The organism is Salipiger sp. (assembly GCF_059781815.1).
Map to the genome: position 1 here is coordinate 14540 of NZ_JBYNAH010000017.1, position 18738 is coordinate 33277.

Below are 18738 nucleotides of genomic sequence, written 5' to 3' on the forward strand. Positions count from 1 at the left end.
CTCAGTTCGACGTGGCTGCGGTTGCGTCAACGTCGGCCAGAAGGCCTTCGCGGCAGTTGGCCTGTGCGTATTCCTCGAGGATCGGGCGGGCGGCTTTGCGGAACGCCGCGGTGTCGGGCTCGACGAACTGGGTGGTGCCAGCGGCTTCGATCTTGGCGCGGATTTCCTCGTTCTCCTGCGCGACGGCGTCGTAGAGCCAGTCCATCGCCTGGGCCAAGGTCTCGTCGAAAGCCGCCTTCCTGTCTGCGTCAAGCCCGTCATAGAACGTGCTGTTGGCGTAGACGATGTTGTAGGTCCAGACGTGCTGGGTCAGGCTGATATAGTCCTGCACCTCGTGGAACCGGTTCGAGAATATCGTCGAGAGCGGGTTCTCCTGCGCATCGAAGACCCCCTGCCGAAGGGCGCCGTAGACCTCCGAAAGCGACATCGGCGCGGGCAGGGCGCCATAGCTTGCGAAGACCTTTGCCCTTAGATCGTTGGTAACCCGCATCTTCAGGCCCGCCATGTCGCCGGGCTCTTGCACCGCAACATTCGCTGTGACGTTGCGGCTGCCCCTGCGACCGACGCCGGCGATCTCGATGCCGTAGCTCGCCTTCATCGCATCCGAGGCCTGCTGCCCGATGGGGCCACGCCAGACCGCAAAGCCCTGGTCTTCGCTTTCGTAGATGTACTCGGCCTCGAGGCACTGGTATTCGGGTGCGGCAAATTGCAGAACAACCGGCGAACTGAGGTTCAGGTCGATCTCGCTGGAAGAGAGCTGCTGGATCAGTTCGCGGGTGCCGCCCAGGGTGCCGCCGGACAGGATGTTAATCGACATCTCGCCGTCGGTTTTTTCCGAAAGCAGCCGGTTCCACTCTTCCATCGCCTGAACGCTGACGTCGTTCTGGTTGAGGATGGTCGCCAGCGTCATGGTCTGGGCCATGGCGCCGCCGGATGCGACGGTCATGCAGACCCCGCCGGCCAGCGCCGTCGCGCCAAGAACCGGGCGCAGTTTGAGAATGGACTTAATCACGTTTGTCTCCTCCTGGTGGGTGTGGTGCGAGCTTCAGCTCCGGGCAAGCGCCTGAAGCCGGAAATGCTCTTCCATGCGGCGGCGTGCCTCCTCAGCATCGCCGGTCTTGATGGCCTCGAAGATGTGCCAGTGCTGATCGCTGCGTTCGGCGGCCGGGCGCGGCATGAGCCCGACGCCTTCCCATGCCGAGCGGAAATAGCGATGCGCTTCGCGCTGGAGCGCAGTCATGTAGGGGTTGCCGCAGTGATCGCCGATGCACTGCTCGAAGCTGAGATCGATGGCGTGGGCGCGCTTGCTGCGCTCGGGCTCAGAGTCCGCGGCCTCGAGACAGGCTTTCAGCGCTGGGATCAGGTCGGGATCTGCCAGCCGGGTCGCCGCTTCCACGATGGTGCAGTCGAGCGCGCAGCGCGCTTCGGTGGCTTGACGCAGCCGGATGCGCCGCTCCTCGGAGCCGAGGTTTTCGCGATCGAGAAGCGCGAGCTTCTGGGGCTCCTTCACGAAGCTCCCCGCGCCCTGGCGGACCACGATGATGTCGAGCGCCGCGAGATAGCCCAGTCCCTCGCGGACGGCGCTGCGCCCGACCCCAAGCGTCTCCGAGATCTCCCGTTCTGTCGGCAGGCGATCGCCTTCCTTGAGGTTTCGCGACGCGATGACCTCCTGAATCTGGCGCGCGACTTCTTCGGAGACCCGCTTTCGCGCAATCGGCTTCAGTCCGTCGGTGAGTTTGTCGGGGGTCGCGTTTGGCATTGTCTCGAATCATAAGGTGATCAGTTGTCAGACCAATATTGAGTTTATCCGTGGCTCAGGTCAAGAACGCAGTTTTCCGCCGGTCTCGCAGGCCACGGTCGCGGGCGGTTCGGGCGAGGGGAGAGCCCACGGAACGGGCTCCATGATGTGGGCTTCCCGAAGCTGCGGCTGGCACGTCCGTGCGCGCACGCTGGGTGCGGCGTGAACGCGCTTGCCGGACTATAATTTATAAAATATAAGAGCATCACGACGGAACTGGTGAGGATCATGACATCCAGCGCTCTCCACGCCTACTGGCCCGACTTCAAGGATCCCCTGCTGGCTGACGCCGCCGGCGGATTTCTCGCGCCGCGCCCGGCTTTCGGGTTCGACCGGCTCGCACAGGTCTTGCGCGACGGCTGGGGGCTCTCCGGTACGCTGACCGATCTCGGCGGCGAGCGGGACTGCAACACGCGCGTCGAGCTTGCCGACGGTCGCCGCCTGGTTCTGAAGATCTTCAGCCCCGATGACGAGGCCCAGATCCGGGCATTCCAGCATCAGGTGATGACGCATCTGCAGGGCCGGGGCATCCGGCTCACCCCGAACCTCTACCCGACCCGCGACGGCGCGCTCGAGTGTGTCATCGCGGACCGGGAAAAGGCCCGCTTCTACGCGGTGTTGATCGATCTGATGCCGGGCCGCCCGCCGCAGCCCGACGGCAGTGCCGCGCAGCAGCGCATGATCGGGCGCGGCATCGCCGAGCTACATCGCGCGCTTCGCGGGCTCGACTGTCCGGCGGCAAACCGGGTGCTGCTGTGGGACCAGATGAACGCTCCGCGCCTGCGGGAAGCGGCAGAGATGGTCGAGGATGTCGCCCTGCGGTCCCGTATCCTCGGCGGCATGGGCCATCTCGAGCAGCGGATGCCGGCGCTCAGTGCGCTGCCCTCGCAGCTGATCCACAACGACCTGAGCCAGAGCAACATGCTGGTATCGGACGACAACCCCCTGACACTGAGCGGGATCTTCGATTTCGGCGACATGGTGATTGCGCCGCGGATCAATGACATTGCCATCGCCGCCAGCTATTTCACCCTGCCGGACCGGCCGCTCGCGCCGCAGCTCGCCAATCTCGTGGCCGGCTACGAAGAGATCATCGCGCTTGGTGATGACGAGCTCGCGGCGCTGCCCGATGCAATGCTCGCGCGGATGCTTCTGCGCATGATCATTCCGCTCTGGCGCAGCGCCCTGTTCCCCGCGAACCGCGCCTACCTGCTGCGCCATTTCGATGCCGGGCGGGCGCTGGCCGAGCGGCTTCTGCCGCCCGAGGGCGCTGCCGGCCACACGCCCTTCGCCTTCAACAGATCCCATCTGGACACGCTTTGCCATGACTGACGACGCTTCCGACACCACGCTGATGGCGCGCCGGAGCCGCACGCTCGGGCCGGCCTACCGGCATTTCTATGACGCTCCGCTGCACCCGGTGCGCGGCGAGGGGGTCCGGCTCTTCGACGCCGAGGGAAGGGCCTATCTCGATGCCTACAACAACGTGCCCTCGGTCGGGCATTGCCACCCGCGCGTGGTCGAGGCGCTGGCCGCGCAGGCGGCGCAGCTCAACACCCATACGCGCTATATACATCCCGGGATCGTCGAATATGGCGAGCGGCTGACGGCGCTGTTCGATCCGGCGCTCTCGCAGGTGATGTTCACCTGCACCGGCAGCGAGGCCAACGACCTGGCGCTGCGCGTGGTGCGCGCGATCACCGGTGGGACCGGCATCATCGTGACGTCGAACGCCTATCACGGGGTGACCGCAGATCTGGCAGAGCTGTCGCCGTCGCTTGGCGCGGCGAACCCGCTCGGCGCGCATGTGCGCACCGTCTCGCCGCCCTCGGCGGCGGATGGCGGCGCCGGCTTCACCGCCGAGGTGCGGGCGGCCATCGCCTCTTTGCAGGCGGCGGGGCTGCGCCCGGCAGCGCTGCTGTTCGATACGGTCTTTGCCAGCGACGGCGTCTATCTCGATCCGCCCGGCTGCATTGCCGGTGCGGTGGATGCGATCCGCGAGGCCGGTGGCCTGTTCATCGCCGACGAGGTGCAGGCAGGGCTTGCGCGGGTCGGCTCGCACATGTGGGCCTATGAGCGCCACGGGGTGACGCCGGACATCGTCACACTGGGCAAGCCGTTGGGGGCGGGGCACCCGCTCGCGGCGATGGTGATCCGGCCCGAGCTGCTGGCGGAGTTTGGGGCGAAAATCCGTTATTTCAACACCTTCGGTGGCAACCCGGTGTCGGCTGCGGTGGGGCTTGCGGTGCTCGACGTGATCCGCGACGAGGGCCTGCAGGAGAACGCCGCCCGCGTGGGCCGCGCCCTGCAGGAGGGGCTTGCCACGCTCGCGGAGCGCCATCCCGAGGTCGTCGCCGAGGTGCGCGGCACCGGGCTTTACGCGGCGTTGGAATTGCGCGGCGCGCCCGAGCGGGCAGGGCAGGGCATCTCCTGGTTGCTGAACGAGATGCGCTGCCGCGGCGTGCTTCTGGGAAGCTGCGGCTCGCACGGGCAGGCGCTGAAGATCCGCCCGCCGCTGCCCTTCGGCGAAAGCGACCTTGCGGAATTGCTGGATGCGCTGGATGGGGGCTTGTCGCAGGACGGGCTTTGTCACATTCTCGGCGCTCGATCCGAGAGGGGCGCTCCGCAGCGGGCGTGAGAGGAGATCCATGCCAGATCCTGCCAAGCCGAGCATGTCGCGCACCGGCAACCTGAAGCCCATCGCGTCGGGGAGCCTCTCGGCGCGGGCCTACGAGGCGATGCGGCGGGGGCTGATCGAGGGCGAGTTCTCGCCCGGACAGCGGCTGATCCTGCAGGATCTGGCGGATCATTTCGGCACCTCGATCACGCCGGCGCGCGAAGCGGCGATGCGTCTCGCCAGCGAGGGCGGGCTCGAGCTGCGCTCGGGCCGTTTCCTCTTCGTGCCCGAGATGGATCGCGGCCGCTATCTCGAGGTTCGTGCCATGCGGATCGAACTCGAGGGGCTGGCGGCCCGGATCGCGGCCACGCGCTGCACCCCCGAGGATCTTGAGCCGTTGCGCGAGATCCAGCGCGCCTATGCCGCCTCGGAGGCGCCGGAGCAGGCCGAGCAGGCCGCGCGCCTGAACCGTCAGTTTCATGCGGGGGTCTATCAGCTGTCGGGGATGCCGCTGCTGATCAGCCATATCGAGCAGCTCTGGGTCGCCATGGGCCCGATGCTGGCGGTGTTTTACGAGCCGGGCAGCCGGCGCTATTTCGGTGCCGAGGTCCATGACTCGATCCTTGCCGCGCTGGCCGCCGGCGACGGCGCCGCGGCCGAGCTGCAGATCCAGAGCGACATCGTCAACGGCACCGCGAGCTTCCTCGCTTATTTCGACAGGCAAGACGCGCAGCGCTGAGCCCGGCCCGGGCGTGCTGCGGCTGCCCTGCGCGCCCCGCCGGGGCGCCTTCTGCCGCGGTCCCTCACAGCATATCCGATAGGTTGCCCAAGTGTTGGGCGCGGCCACGGTTTTCGTGAGCTTTCCCGCTCCGGTCGCTTGACCTCATAATTTATAAATTACACGATATGAATCACCGGCGCATCTCCTCCCGAGCCGCCGCAACAAGACATGCAGCCGGCGTACCGGCGTTCCAACAGAGGAAGACACTGACATGACTGCCCTGAAGCTGACCTCCGCAGCGCTGGCTCTTGTCGTTGGCGGCACCGCCGCGCAAGCGCAGGACTGGTGGCCGTTCGAGATCAACGCCGCCAAGAACGGCGATCTCGAGACCGTCGAGACCATCGCCTACCAGCCGCTCGAAAAGGCCTCGAAACCGTGGAACCTCTGCGTCGTCGTTCCGCACATGCAGGACAGCTACTGGGTCGCGATCGACCACGGCCTGGTGGACGCAGCCAAGCGCCAAGGCGTCAAGATGACGGTCTACCAGGCGGGCGGCTATGCCAACCTGCCGCGCCAGGTGGCGCAGTATGATGACTGCATGGCTTCGGGTGCGGATGCGATCCTGATCGGGGCCATTTCCGAGGCCGGCATGGCGGCCAAGATCACCGAGGGCATGGACAAGGGCATCGTCAATATCGCCCTCGCCAACCCGGTGCTCGAGACCCCGATCACCGCGCGCATCACGCCGGACTATTACCAGAAGGGCTACCAGGGCGCGCTCTATGCCGGCGAGACGCTGGGCGAGGGGGCAAGCGCCATCGCCTTCCCCGGGCCGCAGGGCAGCGGCTGGGCCGAGACCTACCTGCAGGGCTTCGTCGACGGCGCCGCCGAGGCCGGCATCAGCGTCGCGGGCGAGTATTTCGGCGAGGCCAGCGTGCCGGCGCAGCTGCGTCTCGTCGAGGATGCGCTGATGAGCAACCCCGACGTGACCATGCTCTGGGGCGGCGCGCCCGCTGCCGAGGCCGCGGTTGGCGCGCTTGCCGATGCCGGCATGGAGGGCGACGTGTCGATCTTTGCCAGCTACGAGAACCAGACCATGCTGAGCATGATCAAGGACGGCAAGGTACAGCTGGTGGCCACCGAATACCCGGTGATGATCGGCGAGATCTCGGTCGATCTGGCGATCCGCGCGCTCGAGGGTGAGCCCTACGAGCAGGTGCTGCTGGTGGCTCCGGGCCTCGTGACCGCCGACAACATCGCCGAGTACGACACCACGCAGATCTTTGCCCCCGAGGGCACGCAGCCGGTGTTCTCGGTCGAGTGACGCCGCCGCGCCCGCCCCGACGGGGCGGGCGCCTGATCCCCAGAGCCCCGCGATCGGGGTGAACAGGACTTTCATGCTCAACGTATCGGGACTGACCAAGCGCTTCGGCAGCTTCACGGCGCTGGAGGCGGTGGACTTCACCCTTCTGCCAGGCGAGGTGCACGCGCTTCTGGGCGAAAACGGCGCCGGAAAATCGACGCTGATCAACGCGATCTGCGGCACCTTCCCACCTTCCGAGGGCAATGTGCAGCTCGACGGGCGGTCGCTGCTGGATCTCTCGCCGCTGCGGGTGCGCGAGGTCGGCGTCGCGCCGGTGTTCCAGGAATTCTCCCTCGCGCCCGCGCTCAGCGTGCTCGACAATCTCTTCCTCGGACGCGAGGCGACGCGCGGACCGTTCCTGCGCCGCGGCGAGATGCGCCGCGAGGCCGAGGTGCTGCTGGGCCGGATCGGGTTTTCCCTGCCGCTCGACGAAAAGGTGTCGCGCCTGTCGCGCGCCCAGAAGCAGATGGTCGAGATCGCCAAGGCGCTGCGGCTGTCGCCCAAGATCCTCATCCTCGACGAGCCGACCGCCTCGCTCACCGATGGCGAGGCCGAAAAGCTCTTCGAGGCGGTGGCGCGGCTCAAGGCGCAGGGCGTCGGGATCCTCTACGTGTCGCACCGCATGGCCGAGATCCGGCGGCTCTCGGACCGTGTCACGGTGCTGCGCGGCGGGCGGTTGATTTCCGCCATGCGCACCGCCGATGTGACCGATGCCGAGCTGATCGAGATGATGGTCGGCCGCCCGGTCGACGAGCTGTTTCCCGAGATCCACAACCGCCCCGGCGCGCCGGCGCTGCGCGTCAGCAATCTGAGTACGGCGACGGGCAGCGTCCGCGCCGCCTCGATCGAGGCGCGCAAGGGCGAGGTCATCGGCCTCGCCGGGCTGGTCGGCTGCGGCCGCTCCGAGCTGTGCCGGGCGATCTTTGGGCTGGAAGACATCTCCTCCGGGGAGATCGTGCTGGGCGATACCCCGGTGGCGAAGCCGCGCCCGGACCGGATGTTCGCGGCCGGGATCTGCTATTTCCCCGGCGACCGGGCCGCGGAGGGTCTGGCGCTGAACCGCCCGGCGCGCGAAAACGTGTCGATGGCCGGCTTGCGGCTCGGCAAGCTGAGCCGGGGCGGCCTGCTGCGCGCGGGCGCCGAGCCCGAGGTGGTTGCGGGGCCGCTCGACAAGCTCGGGCTGCGCCCGATGATGCCCGAACGCCGGGCCGGGGCCTTCTCGGGCGGCAACCAGCAAAAGGTGATGCTGGCGCGCGGGCTGGTCGACGATTTCGACGTCTACCTCTTCGACGAGCCCACCGTCGGCATCGATGTCGGCGCCAAGACCGATGTCTACCGCTTCATCAAGCAACTGGCCGAGGGTGGCGCCTGCGTCATCGTCTCGACCTCAGAGCTTCCCGAGCTGCTGCATCTGTCAGACCGCATCTACGTCATGGCCGGCGGTGCCGTGGTGCAGGAGATCGCCCGGGCCGAGGCCTCGGAAACCGCCATCCTGTCGCATTATTTCGGGGAGTGAGCGCATGAGCGTGACCACCGACAATCCCGCCCCTGCCGGCCCGTCCCGGCTCGAGGGGTTTCTCGTCAATGGCGGCGTGGTGCTGGTTCTGCTGGTGCTGATCGTCGCGGTATCCGCGGCGGTGGAGCCGCGTTTCCTCAACAAGCTGAACCTGATGAACATGGGGCGCAACTTCGCCTTCCTCGCGATCCCGGCGCTCGCGCAAATGCTGGTGATGACCACCGGCGGCTTCGACCTGAGCCTCGGCGCGGTGGTGGCGAGCGGCTCCGTGGTCTCGGCGCTGGTGATGCGCAGCATGGGGGCCGACCTGCCCGAGGCGGGGGTCGCGCCGGTGCTTGCCGCGCTGGCGGCGGCGTTGGCGCTGGGGCTCGCGATCGGAGCCTTCAACGGCTGGCTGGTGGCGCGCTTCGACATCTCGGCCTTCATGGTGACGTTGGCCACCGCCTCGGCGATCGTCGGCGTGGTGCTGTTCCAGACCCAGGGCATCCCGATCTACGGCGTCTCGGAGGGCTTCATCGACCTGATCGGCCGCGGCCGGATCGGGCCGGTGCCCTATGTCGCGCTGATCGCGCTGGCGCTGGTCGCCCTTGGCATCGTGATGCAGCGCGGCACCCTCTTCGGGCGGCACATCTACGCGGTGGGCTCCGACGCGCGCGCCGCGGTGCTTTCGGGGGTGCCGCGGGCGAGGGTGCTGATCGCGACCTATGCGCTGGCCGGAGCGCTTGCGGGGGTCACCGGGTTCCTGATGACCGCCCGGCTTGGATCCGGGCAGGGCACCATCGCCGAGACGCTCGCGATGCAGACCATCGCCGCTGCGGTGATCGGAGGCGTGTCGCTGCGCGGCGGCGTGGCGCGGGCCGAGCTGGTGGCGCTGGCGGCGCTGTTCCTGACGGTGATGGCCAACGCGATGAACCTGATGCGCATCGACAGCAAGTTCCAGACGCTGGTGCTGGGCCTCGTCCTGCTCGGGGCGCTGGCCCTCGAACGGCTCGTGCTGCGGGAGAAGACAGAATGACCGACGTGATGACACGCCGTACCGGCCCGGCGCTGGCCGACCGGCTCAAACCTTTCAGCCTGCCTCTCGGCATCGTTGCACTGCTGCTCGTCTTCGCGCTGATCGAGCCTCGGGTGATTTCCGGCGCCAACCTGCGCAACATCGCGCTCCAGACGAGTTTTCTCGCAATCTTTGCCGCCGCGCAATGCGTCGTGCTGCTGACCCGCGGCTTCGACCTGTCGCTCGGCGTCACGGTCTCGCTGGTGAGCGTCGGGGCCGGCATGGCGATGACTTCGGCCGGCGTCGTCGCGGGGCTCGCGGCAGGCTGCGGCATCGCGCTGGCGGTGGGGCTGTTCAACGGGCTGCTGATCGGCGCCATCGGGATCAACGCCTTCGTCGCCACGCTCGGCACCTCCTACGTGGTCATGGCGCTGGCCTCGACCCTGAGCGGCGGCTTCCCGGTCGCCCCGCTGCCGCCCGCGTTCAACGCCATCTTCGCGCAGGGCAGTTTCCTGGGCATCCGGGCGGCGGTCTGGGGAGCGGTCCTGGTGCTGGTGCTGATCGGCCTGATGCTGCGCTTCACCACGCTGGGCCGGAGGCTCTACCTCGTCGGCGCCAGCGCCCGCGCCGCCACCGCGGCCGGCATCCGCCCCGCCGCGGTGCTGATCGCGGCCTATGCGATCTGCGGACTTCTCGCTGGCATCGGCGCGCTGCTGCTGACCGCGCGAACCGGCTCGGGAGAGCCCAATCTCGGCGGCAACCTGACGCTCGAATCCATCGCGGCAGCGGTCGTCGGAGGCGCCAAGCTCACCGGCGGCGAAGGCGGCGTCAGCTCGGCGCTGTTCGGGGCGCTGTTCATCACCGTGCTGTCGAACGGCATGAACCTCGTGCAGGTCGACGGCTACATCCAGCAGGTTTTCCTGGGCGCGATCATCGTGCTCAGCCTCATCCTCGGTCGGGACGGCGCGCGCCGCTGACCGCCCTTCAAGAAAGGCATATCCCATGAGCTACCAGGTCTGCATCGACATCGGCGGCACCTTTACCGACTGCCTCGTCTCCGATCCCGAGGGCGGCATCTCGATCTTCAAGTCGCCGACCACGCCGGGCGAATTCGAGAAGGGCTTCATCAACGTGCTGCATGTCGCCGCCGAGGGGCTGGGGCGCAGCCCCGAGCAGTTTTTCTCCGAGATCGAGATGATCGTGCACGGCTCTACGGTTTCGACCAACGCGCTGGTCGAGCGCAAGACCGTCAAGGTCGGCCTGATCCTGAACGAGGGGCACCGCGACATCCTCGTGCTGCGCGAGGGCCCGCGCAAGGGCGCCTTCCAGTGGAAGATCGATTACCCCGAGCCCTATGTGCCGATCCACCTGACCCACACGGTTCCCGGGCGCATCGACGCGCGCGGCCGCGAGATGACGGCGCTCGACGAGGGCGCGGTGCGCGCCGCCGCTGCAAAGCTGGCCGAGAGCAAGGTCGAAGCGGTCGCGGTTGGCCTCCTGTGGTCGGTGGTCAACCCGGTCCACGAGCTGCGGGTGCGCGAGATCCTCGCCGAGGAGATGCCCGGCGTGCCGGTCACCCTCAGCCACGAGATCAACCCCATGCCGCGCGAGTACAAGCGCGTCATCGCCGCCGCCATCGACGCCTCGATCAGCCCGATCGTGCGGCGCTATATCGAGGATCTGAAGACCGCGCTGGACGCCCAGGGCTATGGCGGCGAGCTGCTGCTGGCCAATTGCGTCGGCGGGATGATGCCGCTGCCCGAGATGCTGCGCAAACCGATCTACTCGGTGATGTCCGGCCCGACGCTCGCCCCGATGGCGGCGCTGGCACTCTCCGACGCCCCCGACATCATCGTGGGCGACATGGGCGGCACCACCTTCGACGTCTCGGCGCTGCGCGATCACCAGATCATCGTCACACCGGACAGCATGATCCACGACGACAATCTCGGCATTCCCAAGGTCGACGTGCGCTCGGTCGGGGCAGGAGGCGGCTCCATAGCCTCGGTGGATGCCGGCGGCCTGTTGCATGTGGGGCCGCACTCGGCCGGCGCGCGCCCGGGCCCGGCGTGCTATGGCCACGGTGGCACCGAGCCCACGGTGACCGACGCCAACGTCATCCTCGGCATCGTCGATCCCGACTATTTCCTTGGCGGCAAGATGCAGCTCGACCGCGCCGCGGCCGAGCGCGCCGTCGGAAAGATCGCCACCGCGCTCGGCGTGTCGCTGCAGGAGGGGGCCTATTCGATCTACACCACCTCGAACCACAACATGGTCGCAGCCATCGAGGAGATCACCGTGCGCGAGGGCATCAACCCCCGCGACAGCTATTTCGTCTGCGGCGGCGGCGCGACGGCGATCCATATCGCCGAGATGGTCGATATCCTCGGACTCACCCGCTACATGATCCCGCGCTTCATGGCGGGACTCTCGGCCTTCGGCGGGCTGATCTCGGACATCCGCCGCGAGGAGGCCGCGGTGGCGCTGACCTCGGATGCGTCCTTTGACTTCGACGCGGTGAACGCGACGCTCGAGGCTCTGAGAGCACAGGGCGAGGCGTTTCTCGAGGGCGCCGGAGTGCTCGAGAGCGCGCGCACCTACGAGATCGCCTTCATGGGACGCTACGAATACCAGAGCTTCGAAATCGAGGTGCCGCTCACCATCGACGGCCCGCTGACACCCGATCACCTGTCCGAGATGGTCGAGGCCTTCCACAGGATGCACGAGCGGATCTATTCGATCCGCACCGACGGCGACCCGGTGGAGTTCACCTCGTGGAAGCTGCGCGCCATCGGGCATCGTCCCGGGCAGGACATGTGGTCGCGCTTTTCGCTGCCGGCGCAGCAGGGCGAGACCCGGGCAAAGGGCCGTCGCGGGGTCTATTCCGAGCGGACAAGGCAGATCGAGCAGCTGCCGGTCTACGACCTGTCCGATCTCGGCGCGGGGGCGGCGCTGCCCGGTCCCTGTCTTGTCGAGGCCCCGACCTTCACCGCCTATCTCAAGGCCGGGCATGACGGCGTTCTCGATGCGCAGGGCAATCTCTGCGTCACCGTCGACGCCGCCCGTGCCGGCGCCGTCGCCGTCACCACCGCCCAGATCCCGGCCTGACCCAGGAGAGTTGCCATGAACATGCCTCTGACCTCTGCCCCCGAGGGCGACCGCCGCATCGACCCCTTCATGATCTCGGTGCTGAAGAGCCGCTTCGAGGCGATCGTGCGCGAGATGACCCTTGTCGTCATGCGCGCCTCGCGCTCGGCGGTGATCAAGAACGCCCGCGATTTCTCCTGCGCGATCCTGACCTATGACCACGAGCTGGTCACGGTCGAGGACGCGTTGCCGATCCACGTGATGTCGATGGACATGGCGACGCGGCCGCTCACCGATCTGTTCGACGACATCTCCGAGGGCGACATCTTCGTCAACAACTGCCCCTATACCGGCGGCACGCACCACGCCGACCTGATCATGGCGATGCCGGTCTTTGTCGAGGGCGTGCCGCTGTTCTGGGTCGTGGCGCTGTCGCACCACGCCGATACCGGTGCGCCGGCACCGTCGACCTACCTGCCCTTCGCCAAGACCATTTTCGAGGAGGGCATGCACTTCCCCTGCGTGAGGATCGCCGAGAACTACGAGGAGAAGGCCGACATCCTGCGCATCGGTGCCATGCGCAACCGGGTGCCGGATCTCTGGCTCGGGGACGTGCGGGCGCAGATCGGCGCCTGCCGCACCGGCGAGCGCCGCATTCGCGAGCTCTGCGGACGCTATGGCCGGGAAACCGTGCTCGATTTCATCAAGGACTGGTTCGACTATGGCGCACGCGCCGCCAAGGCCGCGATCCAGAAGCTGCCGGCCGGCGACTACACCTACAGCCTCGCGCATGATCCGGTGCCCGGCGTCGCCGATGACGGGATCCCGATCAACGTCACCGTGCGCGTCGATCCCGAGGCCGGCGAGATCGTGGTCGACGTGCGCGACAACATCGACTGCGTCCCCGGCGGTCTGAACCTGTCGGAGAACACCTGCACCGGCTCGTGCCGGATCGGCGTGTTCAACAATCTCGACGAGAGCGTGCCGCATAACGAGGGCGCCAAGTCCCGGGTCCGGGTCGAAATGCGCGATGGCTCGGCCATCGGAAAACCGAAATACCCGGTCGGCACCTCGGTCGCGACCACCAATGTCAACGACCGCCTGATGATTGCCGGCAACGCGGTGTTCTCGGAAATGGGCGCGCCATACGGCCACGCCGAAAGCGCGTTCCACCTGCCCGCCGGCGTTGGCGTGATTTCGGGAAGCGATCCGTTCAAGCAGGACAAGAGTTATATCAACCAGGTCTTCGTGGGCTATGGTGGCGGTGGCGCCAACAGCGGCCATGACGGCTGGCTGACCTATTGCGGGCCGGCCAATGCCGGCTTGATCCAGCTCGACTCCGTCGAGGTCGACGAGAGCATGTACCCGATCCTCATCGAACGCCGTGGCGTCAAGACCGACAGCCAGGGCTTCGGCGAATACGAGGGCGCGCCGGGGATGGACGGGGTGTTCTATCCGCTCGACCACACGATGACCGTGGCCTACGCCGCCGACGGCAAGGTCAACCCGCCCAAGGGCGTGCTCGGCGGCCAGCCCGGCGGGGCCTCGGACACGGTGCGGATCGAACCGGACGGGGCCCGCGTTACGCTGGCGGAGTTCTCGGAAGAGAATTTTGCCGCCGGCCAGAAATGCGAGTTCACCTCCTGCGGCGGGGGCGGCTATGGTGCCCCCGAGGCCCGCGACCCGGCCCGGGTGGCGGCCAGCGTCAATCGCGGCTGGCTCAGCCTCTCGCTGGCGCGCGAGGTCTACCGGGTCGCCCTGCGCGAGGCCGGAGAACCCGGGCTCTACGAGGTCGACGGGGACGGCACCGCCGCGTTGAGGGCATGAACATGGAGGCTGCCGCGATGGCGCATCTCGACCTGAACGCCGCCCCGCCGCGCGAGGGGGCGGAGTGGCCACAGGGTGCCGCCTATATGGACGGTGCTTTTATGCCGGTCTCCGAGGTGCGCCTGCCGGCGACCGACTGGGGCTACCGGCGCTCGGACGTGACCTATGACGTGGTCGGGGTCTGGGATGGCTGTTTCTTCCGGCTCGATGATCACATCGCCCGGTTTCGCGCCTCGATGGACCGCCTGCGCCTGAGCCCGCGCGAGAGCGATGCCGAGATCCGCGAGATCCTGATCGAATGCGTGCGGCGTTCGGGGCTTCGTTCGGCCTATGTGGCGATGGACTGCCTGCGCGGCAGCCCGCCGCCGGGCGCGCCCCGGCTGCCGTCCTCGGCCCGGCCCTGGCTGCTGTGCCAGGCGCTGCCCTGGGCCTGGGTCGCCAGCCCCGAGCAGCAGCGGCGCGGCGTGACGCTGATGATCCCCGAGGCCCGCCGCATCCCGATGTCGAGCTTCGACGCGCGGGTGAAGAACTTCCACTGGGGCGACCTGACCGAGGGCCTGTTCGAGGCCGAGGCTGCGGGCGCCGACTTCCCGATCCTGCTCGACGGCGACGGCCATGTGACGGAAGGGCCGGGCTTCAACGTGTTCAGCGTCACGGGCGGGGTGGTCTCGAGCCCGCGGAGCGGCGCGCTCGAGGGCATCACCCGGCGCTCGGTGTTCGAGCTCTGCGAGGAGATCGGCCTGCGCGTCGAGCAGCGCGACATTTCCGAGGCCGAGTTCGTGGCCGCCGCCGAGATCTTCTGCGCCACCACCGCAGGCGGCATCTGGGGCGCCCGGCGGATCGGGGACAGGGTGCTGGGCAACGATGCTCCGGGGCCGCTGACCGAGCAGTTGCGCACGCGCTACTGGCGCAGGCGGGCAGAGGGCTGGCACGCGACCCCGGTCACCGTGTGAGCGGGCCGCTCCGGAGCGCGCTTGATGAGTGCGGAACGCTCGGACTATTCCGACCGGTATGGGACAACGTCACCTTTGACCGGTCCCTGCGGGCGCTCCGTTGCGGGCCGATGGCATCGGCTCCGGCGGAGCAGACACGCGCGCCGACCAACACCGTCAGGGCAAGGACCCCCAGCCCGCCGAGCGAATGGCCTGGCACCCGGAGCGGCTCGTTTGGGGCGATCTCGGCCAGCCGTGTCTGCGCGGCGGCCTGATCTTGGACGACCCAGTGTGTGCGCTACTTGAAGCGCGACTCCCATTTCTGCGAGCAAGCGGTTCAGTCAGATGAAGGCAGGCGCTGAGGGTCGCGATGTGTCCCCGCGGGGACAGAGTATCCGCAAAAACCAAAAAACGAGGCCGGTGCCGTTGGGTCCGCCGCCGGGTTAAGGGCGAAAATTGACCGAGTGTTCCTGGCGTGTCCCCGCGGGGACAGCAACAGAGCTGCGCGTTGATGGATCGAACATCGGCGCGTGTCCCCGTGGGGACGCGCTGCGCGACGGCCACGGGCGAGGGCTTTCATCCGTTCTTAGAGACGTGCTCCAAGAGGCCCTGTCCGCCCATCTCTATGTCGAAGCGGATGCCCGCCTCGGCGGCCTCCGCATCGCCGTTCCTCAAGGCCTCGATGATGCGTTCATGCGGATGCGGTTGCCAATCGGAGGGAACGCCCGCGTCATAGAGGTGCGACAGGATCGGGCCGCACCGCACCCAAAGGTTTTCGACCAGATCATAGGTGATTGGTAAGCGTCCGGCTCTACAGAGCGCCAAGTGGAACTCGGTGTTTAGGTGAACCGCATCGGCAAAGGACTGGCGCGCGTGGCAATCGGAGATGCCGGACTGGATGTCCTCCAGTTCCTGCACCTCCGCAGCCGATATGCGCCGGGCCGCGGCTGCCGCCGTCTTGCCTTCGAGGTCCATGCGGATGCTGCGGATCTCGAGCAGCTGCTCGAGGGTCAGCGACGGAACGTAGACGGTACCACGCTCGTCGAAGGCCATGGCGCGTTCAAAGACCAGCCGCAGCAGTGCCTCGCGCATGGGGGTCAGCGATATCCCAAAACGCTGCGATAGCGGACGCAGCCGGAGCCGTTCGCCAGGCGCGAGCTGGCCGCGCATGAGCGCATTTCGAATCGTTGTATAGGCGCGGTCGCTGAGGTTCTCGCGTTCGATTGGTTTCGCCCAATCATTTGATAAGTCTGACATATTTAGCCCTCCGCCTGCGCCGTCCGACGATCGATGAGATTTTTCGGCTTTACTGTTATAACAAATAAAATATAACCGACTCATTGGCCAGACTTAGTTTCCGGCCGCCCGTATCGGGAGAATACGGGACATCTGGAGGAGATCATAACCGATGCTTGCGTTGCGCAAGACACGTGCCGGGACAGGTGTGAGCCTCGTCTCGACCAGCTTCTGCTGCCCGCGTCCTGGCAAGGGCGAGGTCGAGGTGGCGGTGAAGGCCGCAGGGATCTGCGGCAGCGACCTTCACGCGGTCGCCTGGGATCCCGGCTATGTGTTCATGGAACGGCACCTTCCGCTGACCCTCGGTCATGAGTTCGCCGGCACGGTCACTGCGACGGGAGAGGGCGTTAACCGCCTCGCCCCGGGAGACCGGGTCGTGTGTTCGCCCACGCTGACCTGTGGTCATTGCGAGGGCTGCAGGCGGGGGCGACCGACGGCCTGCGAGGCGCGGCAGATCGTCGGGCTGCATCGGGACGGCGGTTTCGCCGAGCGTGTTCGGGTGCCCGAGAGCGTTCTGCACCGGCTGCCTGCGGGTATCGGCTTCGAGCGAGCGGCGCTGGCCGAGCCACTCTCGATCGCGGTGAACGCGGTCAACGTGGCCGAGGTCGCTGCCGGGGATCGGGTGCTGGTGCTCGGCCCAGGACCGATAGGGCTGGCCTGCGCCTTCGTGGCTCAGGAGCGCGGAGCAAGTGTTCTGTTGGCGGGGCTGCGAGACGAGGCGCGGCTGCGCATTGCGCGGGAGACGGGCGTCAGAAGGACCGTGGATCTGGCCGAGAGGCCGCTCGATGCGGCGCTTCAGTCCGATTTCGGCGGTCGCTGCGACCAAGTCATCGAGGCTACCGGGGTCGCGGCCTCGGTGGGGCAGGGGCTTCATGCGCTGCGCCCGGAAGGCATCTTCGTGGCGGCGGGGATCCATGCGGTGCCCTGCGACATCGACCTGTCGCGCCTTGTGCGCGAGAAAAAGCAGCTGCGCGGCGCCCACGACACCACGCCTGCGGCCTTTGCCGAGGCCATCGCGCTGCTCGAGCGGCGCGGCGACGCGCTGGCGCATCTCATCACCCACACCCTGCCGCTCAGCCGGGGCGAAGAGGCCTTCGCCCTCGCCCGGGACGGTGCGGCGATGAAGGTGCTGCTGCACCCGGAACCCTTGGGAGGACAGACCACATGACCGAAACGACGCGCGCCGTGATCGCGGATGGGGCAGGGGGCCCGGAAGTGCTGCGGGTGACCGAGATCCCGCGCCCCGTGCCCGGCCCCGGCCAGCTGCTGATCGAGGTTCACGCCGCCGGCATCAACCGGCCCGACGTGATGCAGCGGCAGGGCAATTACCCGCCGCCGCCGGGGGCAACGAATGTCTTCGGGCTCGAACTCGCCGGCGTGGTGGCGGGGCTTGGCGAGGGGGTCGAGGGCTTTGCCATCGGCGACCGGGTGATGGGGCTGGTGCATTCCGGCGCCTATGCCGACTGGGCGCTGCTCGATGCGCCGATCGCCATCCCGGTGCCCGAGGGCATGAGCATGGCCGAAGCCGGGGCGGTGCCCGAGACCTTCTTCACCGTCTGGTCCAACGTCTTCGAGCGCGCCGCGCTGCAGCCCGGAGAGACGTTGCTGATCCATGGCGGGACATCGGGCATCGGCACCACGGCGATCCAGCTCGCCAAGGCGCTTGGCTCCACCGTCATCGTGACCGCCGGCAGCGACGAGAAATGCGCCGCCGCGCGGGCGCTCGGCGCCGATCACGCGATCAATTACCGGACGCAGGATTTCGTCGCCGAGGCGCGCAGGCTCACCGATGGCAGGGGGCCGGACGTAATCCTGGACATGGTGGGCGGGCCCTACATGCAGCGCAATATCGAGCTGCTCGCCGCGGACGGGCGGATCGCCCAGATCGCCTTCCAGCAGGGCAGCACCGCCGAGCTCGACCTGCTGCCGCTCCTGATGAAGCGCGGCACCATCACCGCCTCGACGCTGCGCGCAAGGCCGGTGGAGATGAAGGCCCGCCTCGCCCGCGCGCTGACCGAGCACGTGGTGCCGCTTCTGGCCAGCGGCGCGGTGCGCCCGCCGGTCGATTCCACCTTTCCCCTCGCCGATGTCGCCAAGGCCCATGCCCGCATGGATAGCAGCGCGCATGTCGGAAAGATCGTTCTTCTCATGAAACCGGAGGCCTGAGCCATGACCGTCATGGACCATCCCACAGCCAACACCACTGGCGCCCATGTCATGGCCGCCGCCCTCGCGCGGCACGGCGTGACCGAGATCTTCGGACAGTCGCTGCCCTCGGCGCTGATCCTCGCCGCGCCGCACTATGGCATTCGTCAGGTCGGCTACCGCACCGAGAACGGTGGTGCCGCAATGGCCGATGCCTACGCGCGGGTGTCGGGCCGGGTGCCGGTGGTGACGGCACAGAACGGCCCGGCGGCGACGCTGCTGGTGCCGGGGCTGGCGGAGGCGCTCAAGGCCTCGGTGCCGGTCGTCGCCATCGTGCAGGACGTGCATCGCAAGTTCACCGACAAGAACGCCTTTCAGGAGATGGACCATGTCGCGCTGTTCGGCGGGGTCTCGAAATGGGTGCGCCGGGTCACGGATGTCG

16 protein-coding genes are annotated in these 18738 nt (G+C 67.7%); 13 read left to right on the forward strand and 3 right to left on the reverse strand.

Features of this window, described 5'->3' with window-relative positions; all coding sequences use genetic code 11:
- Position 1 precedes the first annotated feature (1 nt).
- Both AC6RA4_RS03505 and AC6RA4_RS03510 read right to left on the reverse strand, forming a co-directional pair.
- Complete coding sequence (locus AC6RA4_RS03505; RefSeq protein ID WP_500157434.1) at positions 2–1012, reverse strand: TRAP transporter substrate-binding protein; 1011 nt, start codon at positions 1010–1012, stop codon at positions 2–4.
- 33 nt (positions 1013–1045) lie between these two features.
- Positions 1046–1759 (reverse strand): FadR/GntR family transcriptional regulator, encoded by a 714-nt coding sequence (locus tag AC6RA4_RS03510; protein WP_500157436.1) that lies wholly within the window; start codon positions 1757–1759, stop codon positions 1046–1048.
- A 267-nt stretch (positions 1760–2026) separates the two neighbouring features.
- Here AC6RA4_RS03510 and AC6RA4_RS03515 point away from each other — a divergent pair, with 267 nt between their 5' ends.
- The 10 genes from AC6RA4_RS03515 (at position 2027) to AC6RA4_RS03560 (ending at position 14876) form a co-directional block, all read left to right on the forward strand.
- Complete coding sequence (locus AC6RA4_RS03515) at positions 2027–3130, forward strand: phosphotransferase (RefSeq protein ID WP_500157438.1); 1104 nt, start codon at positions 2027–2029, stop codon at positions 3128–3130.
- On the forward strand, positions 3123–4436 hold the full coding sequence (locus tag AC6RA4_RS03520; protein ID WP_500157440.1) for an aspartate aminotransferase family protein: 1314 nt from the start codon (positions 3123–3125) through the stop codon (positions 4434–4436). Before AC6RA4_RS03515 ends, AC6RA4_RS03520 begins: the two co-directional genes overlap by 8 nt.
- Positions 4437–4446: 10 nt before the next feature.
- Positions 4447–5154, forward strand: a complete 708-nt coding sequence (locus tag AC6RA4_RS03525; RefSeq protein ID WP_500157441.1) for a GntR family transcriptional regulator — start codon at positions 4447–4449, stop codon at positions 5152–5154.
- Between the two features lie 253 nt (positions 5155–5407).
- Entirely contained in the window at positions 5408–6460 is a 1053-nt protein-coding gene (gene torT / locus AC6RA4_RS03530; RefSeq protein WP_500157443.1) for a TMAO reductase system periplasmic protein TorT, read from the forward strand.
- Between the two features lie 73 nt (positions 6461–6533).
- Positions 6534–8015 (forward strand): sugar ABC transporter ATP-binding protein, encoded by a 1482-nt coding sequence (locus AC6RA4_RS03535; RefSeq protein WP_500157445.1) that lies wholly within the window; start codon positions 6534–6536, stop codon positions 8013–8015.
- Positions 8016–8019: 4 nt separating this feature from the next.
- Positions 8020–9030 (forward strand): ABC transporter permease, encoded by a 1011-nt coding sequence (locus AC6RA4_RS03540; RefSeq protein ID WP_500157447.1) that lies wholly within the window; start codon positions 8020–8022, stop codon positions 9028–9030.
- Positions 9027–9986, forward strand: coding sequence for an ABC transporter permease (locus tag AC6RA4_RS03545; RefSeq protein WP_500157449.1), 960 nt, complete (start codon positions 9027–9029; stop codon positions 9984–9986). Before AC6RA4_RS03540 ends, AC6RA4_RS03545 begins: the two co-directional genes overlap by 4 nt.
- A 25-nt stretch (positions 9987–10011) precedes the next feature.
- Positions 10012–12117, forward strand: a complete 2106-nt coding sequence (locus AC6RA4_RS03550; protein WP_500157451.1) for a hydantoinase/oxoprolinase family protein — start codon at positions 10012–10014, stop codon at positions 12115–12117.
- A 15-nt stretch (positions 12118–12132) separates the two neighbouring features.
- Entirely contained in the window at positions 12133–13923 is a 1791-nt protein-coding gene (locus tag AC6RA4_RS03555; RefSeq protein WP_500157452.1) for a hydantoinase B/oxoprolinase family protein, read from the forward strand.
- A gap of 2 nt (positions 13924–13925) precedes the next feature.
- Positions 13926–14876, forward strand: coding sequence for an aminotransferase class IV (locus AC6RA4_RS03560; protein ID WP_500157454.1), 951 nt, complete (start codon positions 13926–13928; stop codon positions 14874–14876).
- 555 nt (positions 14877–15431) lie between these two features.
- On the opposite strand, the gene AC6RA4_RS03565 is transcribed toward AC6RA4_RS03560, so the two are convergent.
- Positions 15432–16112, reverse strand: coding sequence for a GntR family transcriptional regulator (locus AC6RA4_RS03565; RefSeq protein WP_500157456.1), 681 nt, complete (start codon positions 16110–16112; stop codon positions 15432–15434).
- A 151-nt stretch (positions 16113–16263) separates the two neighbouring features.
- Here AC6RA4_RS03565 and AC6RA4_RS03570 point away from each other — a divergent pair, with 151 nt between their 5' ends.
- The 3 genes from AC6RA4_RS03570 to AC6RA4_RS03580 form a co-directional block, all read left to right on the forward strand.
- Complete coding sequence (locus AC6RA4_RS03570) at positions 16264–17319, forward strand: zinc-dependent alcohol dehydrogenase (protein ID WP_500157458.1); 1056 nt, start codon at positions 16264–16266, stop codon at positions 17317–17319.
- The gene (locus tag AC6RA4_RS03575) at positions 17316–18317 is read left to right on the forward strand and encodes an NAD(P)H-quinone oxidoreductase (RefSeq protein ID WP_500157460.1); all 1002 of its coding nucleotides are present in this window, start codon (positions 17316–17318) and stop codon (positions 18315–18317) included. Before AC6RA4_RS03570 ends, AC6RA4_RS03575 begins: the two co-directional genes overlap by 4 nt.
- A 3-nt stretch (positions 18318–18320) precedes the next feature.
- A partial coding sequence (locus AC6RA4_RS03580; RefSeq protein WP_500157462.1) for a thiamine pyrophosphate-binding protein occupies positions 18321–18738 on the forward strand: 418 nt, incomplete at its 3' end.